The 14,406-nt window shown below is 72.3% G+C and carries 14 protein-coding genes (1 of these 14 running past the window's edge); 5 read left to right on the top strand and 9 right to left on the bottom strand.

Features of this window, described 5'->3' with window-relative positions:
* The 4 genes from FHR36_RS04550 to FHR36_RS04535 all read right to left on the bottom strand — a co-directional run.
* On the bottom strand, window positions 1–172 hold the 5' end (the start) of the coding sequence (locus tag FHR36_RS04550) for a CoA-acylating methylmalonate-semialdehyde dehydrogenase (RefSeq protein WP_253793941.1). It extends 1,355 nt beyond the left edge of the window; only the first 172 of its 1,527 coding nucleotides appear in the window; its start codon is at window positions 170–172; the stop codon falls past the left edge of the window.
* A 105-nt stretch (window positions 173–277) separates the two neighbouring features.
* Window positions 278–1,000 carry a hypothetical protein gene (locus FHR36_RS04545; RefSeq protein WP_253793939.1) on the bottom strand — a complete coding sequence of 241 codons (723 nt, stop codon included), beginning with the start codon at window positions 998–1,000 and terminating at the stop codon, window positions 278–280.
* A 91-nt stretch (window positions 1,001–1,091) separates the two neighbouring features.
* Window positions 1,092–1,538 (bottom strand): hypothetical protein, encoded by a 447-nt coding sequence (locus tag FHR36_RS04540; RefSeq protein ID WP_253793937.1) that lies wholly within the window; start codon window positions 1,536–1,538, stop codon window positions 1,092–1,094.
* Window positions 1,539–1,680: 142 nt separating this feature from the next.
* Entirely contained in the window at window positions 1,681–3,195 is a 1,515-nt protein-coding gene (locus FHR36_RS04535; RefSeq protein WP_253793936.1) for a gamma-aminobutyraldehyde dehydrogenase, read from the bottom strand.
* Between the two features lie 180 nt (window positions 3,196–3,375).
* On the opposite strand from FHR36_RS04535, the gene FHR36_RS04530 reads away from it, so the two are divergent.
* Window positions 3,376–5,025 (top strand): PucR family transcriptional regulator, encoded by a 1,650-nt coding sequence (locus tag FHR36_RS04530; RefSeq protein WP_253793934.1) that lies wholly within the window; start codon window positions 3,376–3,378, stop codon window positions 5,023–5,025.
* A gap of 44 nt (window positions 5,026–5,069) precedes the next feature.
* Here the strand turns inward: FHR36_RS04530 and FHR36_RS04525 are convergent, their stop codons facing one another.
* The 5 genes from FHR36_RS04525 to FHR36_RS04505 all read right to left on the bottom strand — a co-directional run bounded on the left by FHR36_RS04525 (window position 5,070) and on the right by FHR36_RS04505 (window position 10,137).
* Entirely contained in the window at window positions 5,070–5,705 is a 636-nt protein-coding gene (locus FHR36_RS04525; protein ID WP_253793933.1) for a hypothetical protein, read from the bottom strand.
* A complete protein-coding gene (locus tag FHR36_RS04520; RefSeq protein WP_253793931.1) occupies window positions 5,702–6,721 on the bottom strand; it encodes a WXG100 family type VII secretion target in 1,020 nt (339 codons plus the stop codon). The genes FHR36_RS04525 and FHR36_RS04520 overlap by 4 nt, the downstream gene beginning before the upstream one ends.
* Entirely contained in the window at window positions 6,718–7,032 is a 315-nt protein-coding gene (locus FHR36_RS04515; protein WP_253793929.1) for a WXG100 family type VII secretion target, read from the bottom strand. Before FHR36_RS04515 ends, FHR36_RS04520 begins: the two co-directional genes overlap by 4 nt.
* Window positions 7,033–7,151: 119 nt before the next feature.
* Complete coding sequence (locus FHR36_RS04510; RefSeq protein WP_253793927.1) at window positions 7,152–8,510, bottom strand: aspartate aminotransferase family protein; 1,359 nt, start codon at window positions 8,508–8,510, stop codon at window positions 7,152–7,154.
* A gap of 181 nt (window positions 8,511–8,691) precedes the next feature.
* Window positions 8,692–10,137, bottom strand: a complete 1,446-nt coding sequence (locus FHR36_RS04505; protein ID WP_253793925.1) for a gamma-aminobutyraldehyde dehydrogenase — start codon at window positions 10,135–10,137, stop codon at window positions 8,692–8,694.
* 265 nt (window positions 10,138–10,402) lie between these two features.
* Here FHR36_RS04505 and FHR36_RS04500 point away from each other — a divergent pair, with 265 nt between their 5' ends.
* The 4 genes from FHR36_RS04500 to FHR36_RS04485 all read left to right on the top strand — a co-directional run bounded on the left by FHR36_RS04500 (window position 10,403) and on the right by FHR36_RS04485 (window position 14,348).
* Window positions 10,403–10,876, top strand: a complete 474-nt coding sequence (locus FHR36_RS04500; protein ID WP_253793923.1) for an Lrp/AsnC family transcriptional regulator — start codon at window positions 10,403–10,405, stop codon at window positions 10,874–10,876.
* Window positions 10,873–12,267 carry an aspartate aminotransferase family protein gene (locus FHR36_RS04495; protein ID WP_253793921.1) on the top strand — a complete coding sequence of 465 codons (1,395 nt, stop codon included), beginning with the start codon at window positions 10,873–10,875 and terminating at the stop codon, window positions 12,265–12,267. The genes FHR36_RS04500 and FHR36_RS04495 overlap by 4 nt, the downstream gene beginning before the upstream one ends.
* Window positions 12,268–12,477: 210 nt before the next feature.
* Entirely contained in the window at window positions 12,478–13,188 is a 711-nt protein-coding gene (locus tag FHR36_RS04490; protein ID WP_253793919.1) for an ABC transporter ATP-binding protein, read from the top strand.
* Window positions 13,189–13,199: 11 nt separating this feature from the next.
* A complete protein-coding gene (locus FHR36_RS04485) occupies window positions 13,200–14,348 on the top strand; it encodes a hypothetical protein (protein ID WP_253793917.1) in 1,149 nt (382 codons plus the stop codon).
* Window positions 14,349–14,406 lie beyond the last annotated feature (58 nt).

Here is a 14,406-nt window from a genome sequence, read left to right as displayed (position 1 = left end):
AGGCCGACGCGGCCGCGGCGACGGCCTGGTCGACCTCGGCGATCTCCGCGAAGTCGACCTTGCCGGTGACCTGGCCGGTGGCGGGGTCGAAGATGTCTCCGCGGCGGGGCGCGGAACCTGCGGTCGGAACGGACGCGCCGCCGATCCAGTGCGTGATGTGCTTGGTGCTCAAGGTCTCTGCCTCCGATGTCCCACGGATGTTCCGCGCTCCATTCCAGTCTGCGCACGGAACGCGGCAGCCTCAACGAGCACCCTGACGGGGATCGGAAGTTCACCCTTACAGGTCGTCGGGCGGATCGGGGTCTTCCGGAATCTCCTCCAGATAGGGGTCGTGCAGGCCGTCGGCGAGCTCGGTGGTCTCCAGCGAGTCGAGCCGCAGGTCCTGTGCCCAGGCCTCGGCCCAGCCCTGCAGCGTCCGGTCGGCCGCCAGGCTCGCGGCGGTCTCCAGCCGGTCGGCGAGCACCTGGGTGGAGAAGTCCTCGTCGAGGGCGGTGGCCAGCGCGACCAGCTCGCCTTCGCGGAAGCGGGCGGTGAGGGCGTGCAGCGCGGCCAGGTCGCCGGGCAGCGCCCGGTCGCACAGGGCGAGCACGGCGAGCGCGGCCGCGTCCTCCAGGTCGATGACGGGGACGGGCGCGCCGAGCAGGCGCGGCGGGTGGCGCAGCGGCTCCTTGCGCAGTTCGACCGGCCAGCGGGCGCCGGCGAGCGGGACGCGGCGGGCGGTGCCGGGTTCCTCGTGAACGGGGTGGCCGGCGGCGCGGAGGGTTTCGGCGAGTCCGGTGGCGAGGTCGGTCAGCAGCGGGCCCTCGGTGGCGATCAGCACCAGTCCGCTGCCCCGGCCGACGGCCAGGCCGTGCAGGCGCAGCGCGTCGCGGCCGCCGAGCGCGAGGGCGTGGCGCAGGCAGTAGGGCTGGACGGCTTCCAGCAGCCGGGCGCGGTCGTCGCCGACCGGCGGTCCGCCGGCGGGGCCGAAGAGGACGGGGTCGTCGGTGGTGCTGCTCATGGCACCAGTCTTGCCGTTCGGGGCGGACGGCGCCCGGAGCCGCGCGTCGCGGGCCGCACGGCGTTGGCAGGGCGGGGGGCGCCATCGGGGTTCAGCGTTCGCGGCGAAGCGTGGCGGCGGCGTCGTGCAGGGCGAGGGCGAGCAGAGCCGGGTCGACCAGTCGGCCGTCGCCCTCGGGCAGCACGAGCCAGCGGTGGCCGTGGCGGCGGTCGGGGTGGGGGATGCCGACCGGGGTGCCGGTGCCGACGGCGCGGATGCCGGTGGCGATCCAGTGGTCGGCGGTGCCGACCGGGACGAGGAAGCCGAGATCGTCCCGATCGGGGTCGGTGTAGACGGGACCGTGGCCGTGCAGCCGTCCGAGCGCGGCGAGGGCGTGCAGGCCGAGCGGCGCGGGTACGAGCAGGACGTCCCAGCGGCGGCCGGCGGGGAGCAGGGCCGGTTCGAGGCCGGCCGACTGCCAGGTGCGGAGGCAGGACTCCGGGTCCGCGGCGGCTTCGGCCAGCCAGCGCAGGGCGCCGGAGCGGTGGGTGCTCTCCACGTGCTTCCTCGTCTCTCCCGGCGGCGGGCCCGGGGTGCCCGCCGTCATCCGGGAGAGCGCGGAGGCGGTGGTCTCTTACACCGGTCCGGCGCACCGGTCCGGTACGGCGTTCCGGTGCACCGGTCCGGCGCGGAACGTTCGGTCAGCGGTCGCCGAAGATCGTCCGGTGCCAGTCCTTGCGGGCGACCGCGGTGGTGTCGTACATGACGTGCTTGACCTGGGTGTACTCGTCGAGCGAGTACTGCGACATGTCCTTGCCGTAGCCGGAGGACTTGTACCCGCCGTGCGGCATCTCGCTGATGATCGGGATGTGGTCGTTGACCCAGACGCAGCCGGCGGCGATCTCGCGGGTGGCGCGCAGCGAGCGGTGGACGTTGCTGGTCCAGGCGGAGGCGGCGAGGCCGTAGGGGGTGTCGTTGGCGAGGCGCAGACCGTCCTCGTCGCTGTCGAAGGGGAGGACGACGAGCACGGGGCCGAAGATCTCGCCCTGGACGACCTCGCTGTCCTGCGCCGCGTCGGTGATCAGGGTGGGCTGGTAGTAGGCGCCGAGGCCGAGGTCGGTGCCGTCGTGGCCCTTGCCGCCGGGGGCGCCGCCGGTGACGACGGTGGCGTAGGAGCGGGCGCGGTCGACGAAGCCGGCGACGCGGTCGCGGTGGGCGTAGGAGACCAGCGGGCCGAGGTCGGTCTGCGGGTTGAGCGGGTCGCCGAGGCGGATCGCGCGGTAGAGCTCGGCGACGCCGTCGACGAAGGCTCGGTAGAGCGGGCGCTGGACGTAGGCGCGGGTGGCGGCGGTGCAGTCCTGGCCGCTGTTGATGAGCGAGGCGGCGACGGCGCCGTGGACGGCGGCGTCCAGGTCGGCGTCGTCGAACACGACGAACGGGGCCTTGCCGCCGAGTTCGAGGTGGGTGCGCTTGACGGTGGCGGTGGCGAGTTCGGCGACGCGCTTGCCGACGCCGGTGGAGCCGGTGAAGGAGACCATGGCGACGTCGGGGTGGGAGACCAGGTGCTCGCCGGCGGTGCGGCCGGCGCCGGTGACGATGTTGACCACGCCGTCGGGGATGCCGGCCTCGGTGCAGGCGCGGGCGAACATCAGCGAGGTGAGCGGGGTGAGTTCGGCGGGCTTGAGGACGACGGTGTTGCCGGCGGCGATGGCCGGGAGGATCTTCCAGGCGGCCATCTGCAGCGGGTAGTTCCAGGGGGAGATGGAGCCGACCACGCCGATCGCCTCGCGGCGGACGTAGGAGGTGTGGTCGCCGCTGTACTCGCCGGCGGCCTTGCCCTCCAGGTTGCGGGCGGCGCCGGCGAAGAACGCGGTGTTGTCCACGGTGCCGGGGACGTCGAACTCGGTGGAGAGCTTGATCGGCTTTCCGGTCTGGGCGGTCTCGACCCGGGCGAACTCCTCGGCGTGCTCGCCGAGGACGGCGGCGAGCCTGGTGAGCGCCTCGGACCGGGCGCCGGGGGTGGCGCCGGACCACTCGGGGAGGGCGGCCCTGGCGGCGGCGACGGCGTGGTCGACGTCGGCGGTGGAGGCCAGCGTCACCTGCTGCACGGTGGAGCCGTCGGCGGGGTTGACCACGCGGAAGGGCTCGTCCCCGGTGCCGGGGGTGAGCCGGCCCGCGATGTACTGCGCGCCCGCGCTGAAGCTGGTCAGGTCCATCACTTGCCTCCATCGTCCGGTCCTACCCGGCCGACGATGCCCGGCGCGCGGCGCCCCGGGCAAGGGTCACTCCGCCAGGCGCGGCGCGAAGGGGCTTACACGCTGCAAGGCGGCGGACGGGTGATCGGCCGTCGTGAGGATGGATGATTTACCTGACACTCTGCCCCAGGAGGCCCCGCGATGCTCCCCACCGTCGCCCGTGTGCTCGACCTCGACGTGATGCGGCGCGGGCTGCCCCAGGTGGTGGCGGGTGGGGAGGCGCTGGAGCGCCCGGTGCGCTGGGTGCACGTGAGCGAGCTGCCGGACGTGGCGGGGGTGCTGCAGGGCGGTGAGCTGGTGCTGACCACCGGCATCGCGCTGCCGGAGGACCGTGAGGGGCTGGCCCGGTACGTCCGGGAGCTGGACGAGGTCGGGGTGGCCGGGCTGGTGGTCGAGTTCGGCCGGCGCTACTTCGACTCGCTGCCGAAGGCGCTGGTGGTGGCTGCCGAGCGGCACGGGCTGCCGCTGGTGGTGCTCCGCCGGGAGCTGCGCTTCGTCGCGGTGACCGAGGCGGTGCACGCGCTGGTGGTCAACGCCCAGTTGGAGCAGCTGCGGGTGTCGGAGGCGGTGCACCAGACCTTCAACGAGCTGGCGGTGGAGGGCGCGGAGCCGGCCGAGGTGGTCCGGCAGGTGGCCCGGATGGCGGGTGCGCCGGTGGTGCTGGAGAACCTGGCGCACCAGGTGCTGGCGCACGAGGCGGCGGGTCGGCCGGAGACGGTGCTGTTGGAGGACTGGGAGAAGCGCTCCCGCGGGGTGCATCCGGCGGGCCGGACCGGGTACGACGCGCGCAGCGGCTGGCTGGTGACGGCGGTCGGCGCGCGGGGGCAGGACTGGGGCCGGCTGGTGCTGATCGACGAGCCGGTGGTGCTGCCGCCGGACACCGCGCATCCGCACGCGATGCTGCTGGAGCGCGGTGCGGCGACGCTGGCGCTGAACCGGCTGGTGGTGCGGGACCGGGAGTCGCTGGAGCGGCAGACCCACCGCACCCTGCTGTCGGGGATCCTCACCCATGCGCTGACGGTCTCCGAGGTGGCGCTGCGGGCGCAGGCGCTGGGGGTGCCGCTGGAGGGTCGGCGGCTGGTGGGCGTGGTGCTGCGGCAGCGGCAGGGGCTGATCCCGGCGGCGTTGGAGGCGCAGGCCCGGCTGCGGGATTTCACCGAGCTGGCGGCGACCGCGATCCGGACCTCCCGGCTGTCGGCGCTGGTCGGCGGTCTGGACGACGAGGGCGTGGGGGTGCTGATCGCGCTGGGCTCGCAGCAGGACGAGCACGCGGCGCTGGAGTCGTTCGCGGCGGCGCTGCGCAAGCTGGTGGCCGACTCGGTGCGGGACGGCTCGGCGCAGGCGCCGGTGATAGCGGTGGGTTCCTCCGTGGGTTCGGTGCGCGACGCCCGGCGGACGCTGCTGGAGGCCACCCAGGTGGCGGATGCGGCGCTGCACGACTCGCCGGGCGGCCGGGCCGCCGCGTACTACCGGCTGCCGGATGTACGGCTGCGCGGCCTGCTCCACCTGCTGCGTGACGACGCCCGCCTGCAGACGTACGTGGAGCGGGAGTTGGGGCCGCTGCTGGCGTACGACGCGGAGCACGGCGGGCAGTTGGTGCAGATGCTGCGGATCTATCTGGAGCAGGGCCGCAACAAGTCGGCGGCGGCGGACGCGGCGCACCTGTCGCGGCCGTCGTTCTACGACCGGCTGCACAAGGTGGAGCGGATCCTCGGGGTGGACCTGGACCAGGTGGAGTCCTGTCTGTCGCTGCACGTGGCGCTGCTGGCGCTGGACGCGGTGCGCCGCTGACCCCGGGTCCGGCGGGCGGGGTCGGCGGAGCACCGCATCGGAGCTCAGTGCTGCTGCGGGGGCGGGATCATGCCCCGGCCGAGCAGGTCGAGTGCCTGGGCGTCGCGCTGCCGGATTTCGAGGGCGGCGCGGGAGCCGTCCGCGAAGTGCGCGTCGGCCCGGCTGGACAGGCCGGTCAGGCGCAGTTCGATCCGGGCCAGTCGGCCACGCGGGATCTCGCCGAGCAGGACGAGCGTCCGGCGGGTCTCCAGGGCGAGCAGGATCCGGCGGTCGGTGAAGACCAGCAGCACGTGGCGGTTCTCGTACTCCACGGTGCCCTTGGTGCCGGTGAGCACGGCGATCGCGAACCGGCCGGCCTCGCTCTCCCAGCCGCCGACCAGGCCCCGGCCGCGGAAGATCCGGCGCAGGATCCGGAAGAATCCGCCGATGGCCTCCTCGATCGCCTCGACGATCGCGCCGGCCACGTCGAACACCACGCCCAGCACTGCGAACAGGCCGTCGCGCCTGGGCCGGTACCGGCGGGGCACCCGGCGGATCAGGTCGCTCAGCTGCAGGTCGACGATGCCGTGCAGCCACTCGCCGGGGGCCAGGTGCGGTGCGACCAGGGGCACGTGGGAGCCGCCGCCGAGCATCGACGGTTCGTAGACCGCGGGCGGCGGGGCGTACGGGCCGGCGCTCATCCGAAGGCCTCCTCGATCCGGGTCCTGGGCACCCGGTACGGGGCGTCCTCGGGCGGGCCGTCCAGGCCGCGGGCGACGGTCTCCAGTCCCTGGTCGCTCAGCAGGTTGTCGGTGAGGACTCCGGTGAAGTCGCCGGCGCCGACGGCCAGGCCCAGGCCGCCCTTGACGCCGCCCTTCACCGCGCCGAAGCCGGACTGCAGGCCGCGCGCGGTGGCGTACTCGCCGAGGTTCTCCATCGACGGGTTGGTGGCCAGGTCCTTGAGGCTCTTCCAGCGGTTGCCCTTGCCGCCGAGCTTGCGGACCGCCTTGGCGGCCTTGCGGGCCTCGTTGAACTTGCCCAGGGTGCGCGCCTCCTTCATCGCCTTGATGGCCTCGCGCAGTTCCTTGAGCGCGGTCTCCAGCTTCCTGGAGACCTGGCCCACCCGGGCGATGTAGATCGCGATCTCGCCCTCGACGACGAGGGCCTCGGCGGCGGTGGCCAGGCCGAGGGTGAGGATGTCGACCACGACGCCGGCGGCCAGCGTGATGATGAGGGTCTCGATCGCCTCGCGAATGATCTCGATGACCATCTGTTCGGCCAGTTGGCACTCGGCGGCGGCCTGGCTGATGATCTGGGCGACCTGCTCCATGTCGGCCGCAGTCGCGTCGACGGCCTCGACCACCATGCCCATGTGGCGGCCGAAGGCCTCGGAAGCCTCGCCCTCCCACGCGCCGGAGAGCCGGCTGCCACCGTCGCGCAGGACGGTGGCCACCTCGCGCATGGCCTTCGCCTGGGCCTGCCACTCGTGCGAGGCCGCGGTCAGCCGGTCGAGGTGGCCGGTGACCTCCTCCAGCGCGTCCATCAGCCCGGTGGCGTCCAGGGCCGCCTTGACGATGCTGTCCAGCCCGGCGTCCAGCCCTTCGCTGACCGGGTTGTCGAAGCTCGGCAGCTGCGGCAGCGCGTCCTGCACCCGGTCGCGGGTCCACTCGTAGGTGTCGACCGCGCCGCCGAACGATGTCGGGGCGAGCGTGCTCACTGCGCACCCCCGTAGACCGCGGCGGTCTCCAGCTCGTGCTCCTCGTAGTTGGCGGCCGAGTGCCGGAGCCCCTCGGCCGTGCCGTCGAGGAGTTCGACCAGGTCGGCGAAGTTCTGCTGCTCGGCCGTCGCGTGCTCCTGGTAGCTGTCGTGGAGCTCGCCGGAGCCCGGCAGCTTGCCGAAGTCGTCGGACGAGAGCGGCACGCCCGCCAGCGCCGAGCGGATCTGCCCGATCCGCTCCGCCTGTGCCTCGATGACGGCGCCGTACGCTCTGAGCGCCTCGGGATCGACCCGAAATCCTTGGTCCCCCATGGTTTACCGTCCTTTGATCATCAGGTACGGCGGATCATCGTACTGATTGACGGAACGGCTCAACCGAAAGGCCCTGGACAGGTTGTCCAGGGCCTTTGCGGAGATTTTGTGTCGGATCGTCAGACGGCGTGCACATCCGCGGCGGTGAGTGCCTCGTCGAGCACCGCGAGGCCGGCCTTGGCCTCCTCCTCCGTGACGGTGCACGGCGGAACCACGTGGAAGCGGTTCATGTTGACGAACGGCCAGAGTCCGCGCTGCTTGCAGGCGGCGGCCAGCGCGGCCATCGGGGCGTTCGCGGCGCCGGCCGCGTTGTACGGCACCAGCGGCTCGCGGGTCGCCCGGTCCTTCACCAGGTCCAGCGCCCAGAACACGCCGAGACCGCGCACCTCGCCGATCGAGGGGTGACGCTCCGCCAGCTCGCGCAGGCCCGGACCGAGCACCTGCTCGCCGATCCGCTTGGCGTTCTCGACGATGCCCTCCTCCGCCATCGTGTTGATGGTCGCCACCGCCGACGCGCACGCCAGCGGGTGGCCGGAGTAGGTCAGACCGCCCGGGAAGGGGCGCTCGGCGAAGGTCGCGGCGATCTCCGCCGAGATCGCCACACCGCCCAGCGGCACGTAACCGGAGTTGACGCCCTTGGCGAAGGTCAGCAGGTCCGGGGTGATGCCCCAGTGGTCGGCGGCGAACCACTCACCGGTCCGGCCGAAGCCCGCCATCACCTCGTCCAGGATGAAGACGATCCCGAACCGGTCGCAGATCTCCCGGACACCCGCCAGGTAGCCCGCCGGCGGGATCAGGATGCCAGCGGTGCCGACCACGGTCTCCAGGATGATCGCGGCGATCGTGCCCGGGCCCTCGAACGCGATCGTCTGCTCCAGGTGCGCCAGCGCCCGCTCGCACTCCTGCGCCTCGTTCTCCGCGTGGAAGTTGGAGCGGTACGCGTACGGGCCCCAGAAGTGCACGATGCCCGAGATTCCGGTCTCGTTGGCCCAGCGGCGGGGGTCGCCGGTCAGCGTGATCGCGTTGGCGGTCGCGCCGTGGTACGAGCGGTAGGTGGAGAGCACCTTGTGCCGGCCGGTGTGCAGCCGCGCCATCCGGATGGCGTTCTCGTTGGCCTCGGCGCCGCCGTTGGTGAAGAAGATCTTGTCCAGGTCGCCCGGGGTGCGCTCGGCGATCAGCCGGGCGGCCTCGCTGCGCGACTCCTCGGCGAAGCCGGGAGCGATGGTGCACAGCTGCGCGGCCTTCTGCTGGATCGCGGCGACCACCTTCGGGTGCTGGTGACCGATGTTGGTGTTCACCAGCTGCGAGGAGAAGTCGAGGTAGCGGTTGCCGTCGTAGTCCCAGAAGTAGGAGCCCTCGGCGCCGGCCACCGCGAGGGGGTCGATCAGTGCCTGGGCGGACCACGAGTGGAAGACGTGCGCGCGGTCGGCAGCCTTGACGGCCTTCCCGGCGGCTGAGTCAGCGGTGGGGATGCTCATGGCTTCCAGCCTAGGGAGCCGCGGCAGGCTCAGGCAGTTGCACCTTGTCACGGGCGAATCGCGTCGCCATGACAGTGTGGAAGGGCCGACCACGAGGGGCGCGAGGAACGGCGCGCCCGACCACCCATGTCCGTGGACGATGGCTGGTCGCGCGGTTCCTCGCGCCCCTGGGGTACCCCGATCAGATCGCGGTCATCACGTGCTTGACGCGGGTGTAGTCCTCGAAGCCGTACGAGGACAGGTCCTTGCCGTAACCCGACTTCTTGAAGCCGCCGTGCGGCATCTCGGCGACCAGCGGGATGTGGGTGTTGATCCACACGCAACCGAAGTCCAGGCGGCGGGACATCCGCATGGCGCGCGCGTGGTCCTTGGTCCACACCGAGGAGGCGAGCGCGAACTCGACGCCGTTGGCGTAGGAGACGGCCTGGTCCTCGTCGGTGAAGCGCTGCACGGTGATGACCGGGCCGAAGACCTCGTTCTGGATGATCTCGTCGTCCTGGTTCAGGCCTGAGACGACGGTCGGGGCGTAGAAGTAGCCCTTGTCGCCGACCCGGTGGCCGCCGGCCTCGACCTTGGCGTGGGCCGGGAGGCGCTCGATGAAGCCGGAGACCTGCTTCAGCTGGTTGGCGTTGTTGAGCGGGCCGTAGAGCACGTCCTCGTCGTCCACGCCACCGGTCTTGGTGTCGGCGGCGGCCTTCGCGAGGGCCTCGACGAACGCGTCGTGGATCGACTCGTGCACCAGCACGCGGGTGGCGGCGGTGCAGTCCTGGCCGGCGTTGAAGAAGCCGGCGACCGAGATGCCCTCGACGGCCTCGGCGATGTCGGCGTCCTCGAAGACCACGACCGGGGCCTTGCCGCCCAGCTCCAGGTGGACGCGCTTGACGTCCTTGGAGGCGGACTCGGCAACCTGGATGCCGGCCCGGACCGAGCCGGTGATGGAGGCCATCGCCGGGGTGCGGTGCTCGACCATCAGACGGCCGGTCTCGCGGTCGCCGCAGATCACGTTGAAGATGCCGGCCGGCAGCTCCAGGTCCTTGATGATGCCGCCGATGATCTCGGCCAGCAGCACGGTCGACGCCGGGGTGGTGTCGGACGGCTTGAGCACCACGGTGTTGCCCGCGGCGATGGCCGGCGCGAACTTCCAGACCGCCATCATCATCGGGTAGTTCCACGGCGCGACCTGGGCACAGACGCCGACCGGCTCACGGCGGACGATCGAGGTCATCCCGTCCATGTACTCGCCCGCGGCCTTACCCTCCAGCAGGCGGGCTGCGCCGGCGAAGAAGCGGATCTGGTCGACCATCGGGCCGATCTCCTCGGAGAGGGTCAGACCGCGCGGCTTGCCGGTGTTGCGCACCTCGGCGTCGACGATCTCGTCGGCGCGGGCCTCGACCGCGTCGGCGATCTTCAGCAGCAGCTTCTGCCGGGTGGAGGGAGTGGCGTCGCGCCAGATCGGGAAGGCGGCGTCCGCGGCGGCCATCGCGGCGTCCACGTCTGCGGCGCCGGACAGCGGCGACGTGGCGTACGCCTCGCCCGTGGTCGGGTCGATGATGTCGAGGGTGCGGCCGTCCGCCGCGTCCACGAATTCGCCGTTGATGTAGTTGCGCAGCGTGCGGAGCTCGCTCACGGGTCTCTCCTCGGTCTGGGCCTGCGGCGTTGCAGATCCGGCGCCAGGGTACCTCGGCACCGGGTGGCCGGGGCATGTCAGCCACGCGCCACGTTCGGGTGTGTGCACGCCTGCGCGTGTACCTCGCCAGAGTATCGCGACCACTGCGGTAATCGGCAGGGGTTCTCTGGCAACACGACGCAATCCGCACCCGTTCTTCCCATCCGCGACGAAATCAGCAGCAGATCGGGTTGCGCATCGAGGGTCGATCAGGCACAGTGGCGACGTGGCCAACCGCGACCGGAACGCCAGCGTTCCCCTCGACGCCGCCTCCAAGGCGATCATCGAGCAGCTCCAGGAGGACGGGCGCCGCCCGTACGCCGCCATCGGCAAGGCCGTCGGCCTGTCCGAGGCGGCCGTGCGGCAGCGGGTCCAGAAGCTGCTCGACCAGGGCGTGATGCAGATCGTCGCCGTGACCGATCCCCTCACCGTCGGATTCACCCGTCAGGCGATGGTGGGGATCAAGGTCGAAGGCGACGTGGAGCCCGTCGCCGACGCACTGGCCGCCTTTGACGAGGTCGACTACGTCGTCTGCACCGCGGGCTCGTTCGACCTGCTGGCCGAGCTGGTGTGCGAGGACGACGAGCACCTGCTCGAAATGATCAACAAGCGCATCCGCGCGCTTCCCGGCGTGCGGAGCACCGAGAGCTTCGTTTATCTGAAGCTCCGGAAACAGACCTACACCTGGGGCACCCGATGACAGCCGAGCCGGCGCAGAAGGACCTTTCCAAGAAGGCCTACGACCACCTGTGGATGCACTTCACCCGCATGTCGTCGTACGAGAACTCCCCTGTCCCCACCATCGTGCGCGGTGAGGGCACCTACATCTGGGACGACAAGGGCCGCAAGTACATCGACGGCCTGGCCGGCCTGTTCGTGGTCCAGGCGGGCCACGGCCGGGTCGAGCTGGCCGAGGTGGCCGCCAAGCAGGCGAAGGAGCTGGCCTTCTTCCCGATCTGGAGCTACGCCCACCCCAAGGCCGTCGAGCTGGCCGAGCGCCTGGCCAACTACGCCCCGGGCGACCTGAACAAGGTCTTCTTCTCCACCGGTGGCGGCGAGGCCGTCGAGACCGCCTGGAAGCTGGCCAAGCAGTACTTCAAGCTGATCGGCAAGCCGACCAAGTACAAGGTCATCTCGCGCGCCATCGCCTACCACGGCACCCCGCAGGGCGCCCTGTCCATCACCGGCCTGCCGGGCCTGAAGGCCCCGTTCGAGCCGCTGGTGCCGGGCACCCACAAGGCGCCGAACACCAACATCTACCGCGCCCCGCACTACCTCGAGGGCCCCGACGGCACCGTCGACCCCGAGGCGTACGGCCGCTGGTGCGCCGACCAGGTCGAGGAGGCGATCCTCTTCGAGGGCCCCGAGACCGTCGCCGCCGTCTTCGTCGAGCCGGTGCAGAACGCCGGTGGCTGCTTCCCGCCGCCGCCCGGGTACTTCCAGCGCCTGCGCGAGATCTGCGACCGCCACGACGTGCTGCTGGTCTCGGACGAGGTCATCTGCGCCTTCGGCCGCCTCGGCACCATGTTCGGCGCCGACAAGTTCGGCTACGTACCGGACATGATCACCTGCGCCAAGGGCATGACCTCGGGCTACTCCCCGATCGGCGCCACGATCATCTCGGACCGCATCGCCGAGCCGTTCTACAAGGGCGACAACACCTTCCTGCACGGCTACACCTTCGCGGGCCACCCGGTCTCCTCGGCGGTGGCGCTGGCCAACCTCGACATCTTCGAGCGCGAGGGCCTCAACAAGCACGTGCTCGACAACGAGTCGGCCTTCCTGGGCACCCTGAGCAAGCTGCGCGACCTGCCGATCGTCGGCGACGTCCGCGGCAACGGGTACTTCTACGGCATCGAGCTCGTCAAGGACAAGGTCACCAAGGAGACCTTCAACGACGACGAGACCGAGCGCGTGCTCTACGGCTTCCTCTCGAAGGCGCTCTTCGACAACGGCCTGTACTGCCGCGCCGACGACCGTGGCGACCCGGTCGTCCAGCTGGCGCCGCCGCTGATCTCCGACCAGTCGACCTTCGACGAGATCGAGCAGATCCTGCGGACCAGCCTCACCGACGCGTGGGCGAAGCTCTGATCACCTGATCCTCACCCCACCCTCCGCCGAAGGGCGGTCCCGAGTGTCTCCGGGACCGCCCTTCGGCGTACCCGCGGCGTATTTCCGAGATCAACACGCCGCTTTTGCACCGTATTGCCCCCGATCGGACCCGTGCGCCGCAACCGCGGCGCGACCTGATCGTTCTAATCTGACGACTGTCATATCCCCGTCGGCACCTGGATGGATCACATGTCAGCGGCCCCGCCCGACAACGACGTGCTCTGGGCCCGCGGGATCGTCAAGTCCCACCACGGCACTCCCGCCCTGCGCGGGGTCTCGCTCGGCGTCCGCGAGGGCGAGATGCTGGCGATCACCGGTCCCCGCGGCTCCGGCAAGTCCACGCTGCTCGGCTGCCTCTCCGCCCTGCTGCCGGTCGACGAGGGCGAGGTCTGGTTCAACAGCTCCCCCGTCCACACCCTCACCCGGGCCGGCCGCGAGAAGCTGCGCCGCGAACGCTTCGGCTTCGTCGGCTCCGAGCCGCACCTGGTACCGGAACTGACGGCCCGCGAGAACGTCGCCCTGCCCCTGCTCCTCGCCGGCGCCGGCCACAAGGCCGCGTACACCGCCGCCGGCGAATGGCTGGAGCGCCTCGACGTCGCCGACTGCGCCCGGCAGCGCCCCACCGAACTGGTGCAGAGTCAGCGCCAGCGGATCGCCGTCGCCCGCGCGCTCGCCCCGATGCCCCCCGTGGTCTTCGCCGACGACCCCACCGCCCCGCTCCACCGCGAAGCACAGGACCAGGTGCTGCGGATACTCGCGAGCGCCGCCCGCTCGCACCAGCTGACCCTGGTGCTCGCCACCCACGACCCCGAGCTCGCCCGCTACGCGGACCGCACCGTCTCGCTGGTCGACGGCCGCCTGAGCCCCACCGCCGTCCCCGCCGCCACGGCCGGGCGCTGAGAGGGGCGACGGTGTACTACCTCCGACTCGCCCGCGGCTACCGCGGCCTCGACCTCGGCCGATGGCTGCTCACCACCGGCGCCGCCGCCGTGGTCGCCGCCTTCCTGCTCCGCTCCGTCGGCCGCGCGCTCAGCGACCCCGCCGGCGCGTCGTTCCCCCGGCTGCTGTGGTGCCTGCCCCCGCTCGCCGCCGTCGCCTGGTTCGCCGCGACCGCCGCCCGCGCCCTGCCCGCCCAGCGGCCCGAACGCATCGCCGGCCTCACCGCCGCCGGCGCCGGCCCCGTCCGCATCCGGCTGCTCATCGCCGGCGAGATCGCGCTCGCCTGCGCCCTCGGCGGCGCCGCCACCCTGCTGCTCTTCCTGGTCCTGCGCAACGACATCGCCGGACCCTCGCTCGCCGCCGACCTCGGCATGGGCATCCCGCTGCCCGCCGCCGCCCCGGTCACCCTGCTCGCCCTGCTGCCGCTCGTCGCCGGAACCGCCGCCGCCGGCGCCGTCCGCTTCCCCGACACCCTCCCCGGCCGCACCGGCGAACCCGACCCCACCGCCTTCGCCCCGCTGCGCCTCGCCCTGCCGATCGGCCTCACCCTCATCGGCCTCGCCCTCGAGCTGTACGGGCTGCGCCCCGGCGCCGCCCAGGACGGCCGCCCGATCGACCTGCCCGCAGGGCTCGGCGCCACCGGCACCGCCGTCCTGATCGGCTGGTCGTTCACCGCGCTCGGCATCGCGCTGCTCACCGCACCGCTGCTCGCCCTCGCCGGCCGGCTGCTCGCCCTCGGCCGCCCCGCCCCGCTCCGCCTGCTGGCCGGCCGCGGCCTCACCGCCCAGGCCCGCGGCCTCGGCACCCCGCTCGCCGTCCTGGCCCTCGCGCTGGCGCTGGTCCTCACCGCCGCCCGCCACTGGACCAGCCCCTCCGGCACCGCCGAGCCGCTCCCCGTGATCGAGGGCATCCTCATCGTCGGCTGCGCCACCGCCGCCGTCACCGCCCGGCTGCTCGAACTCCGCGCCGCCCGCGGCCCCGTCACCGACGGCCTGCTCCGCCTCGGCACCCCGCCCGGCCTGCTGGCCGGCGCGGTCGCCCTGCGTACGGTCGCCGCCGGCACGGTCCTGCTGCTGACCGGCGGCCTGACCGCCGTCCTGGCCACGGCCGCGCTGACCTAGATTGCAGAAGGGGCGCGTGGGGGTACGGGTACCCCTACGCGCCCCTGTCGGTAGCTGC

Origin of the sequence: Kitasatospora cinereorecta, assembly GCF_024172095.1 — a bacterium.
Taxonomy (GTDB): domain Bacteria; phylum Actinomycetota; class Actinomycetes; order Streptomycetales; family Streptomycetaceae; genus Kitasatospora; species Kitasatospora cinereorecta.
Note: the sequence above shows the minus strand (reverse complement) of the source record. Positions and strands in the feature narration are given on the sequence as shown.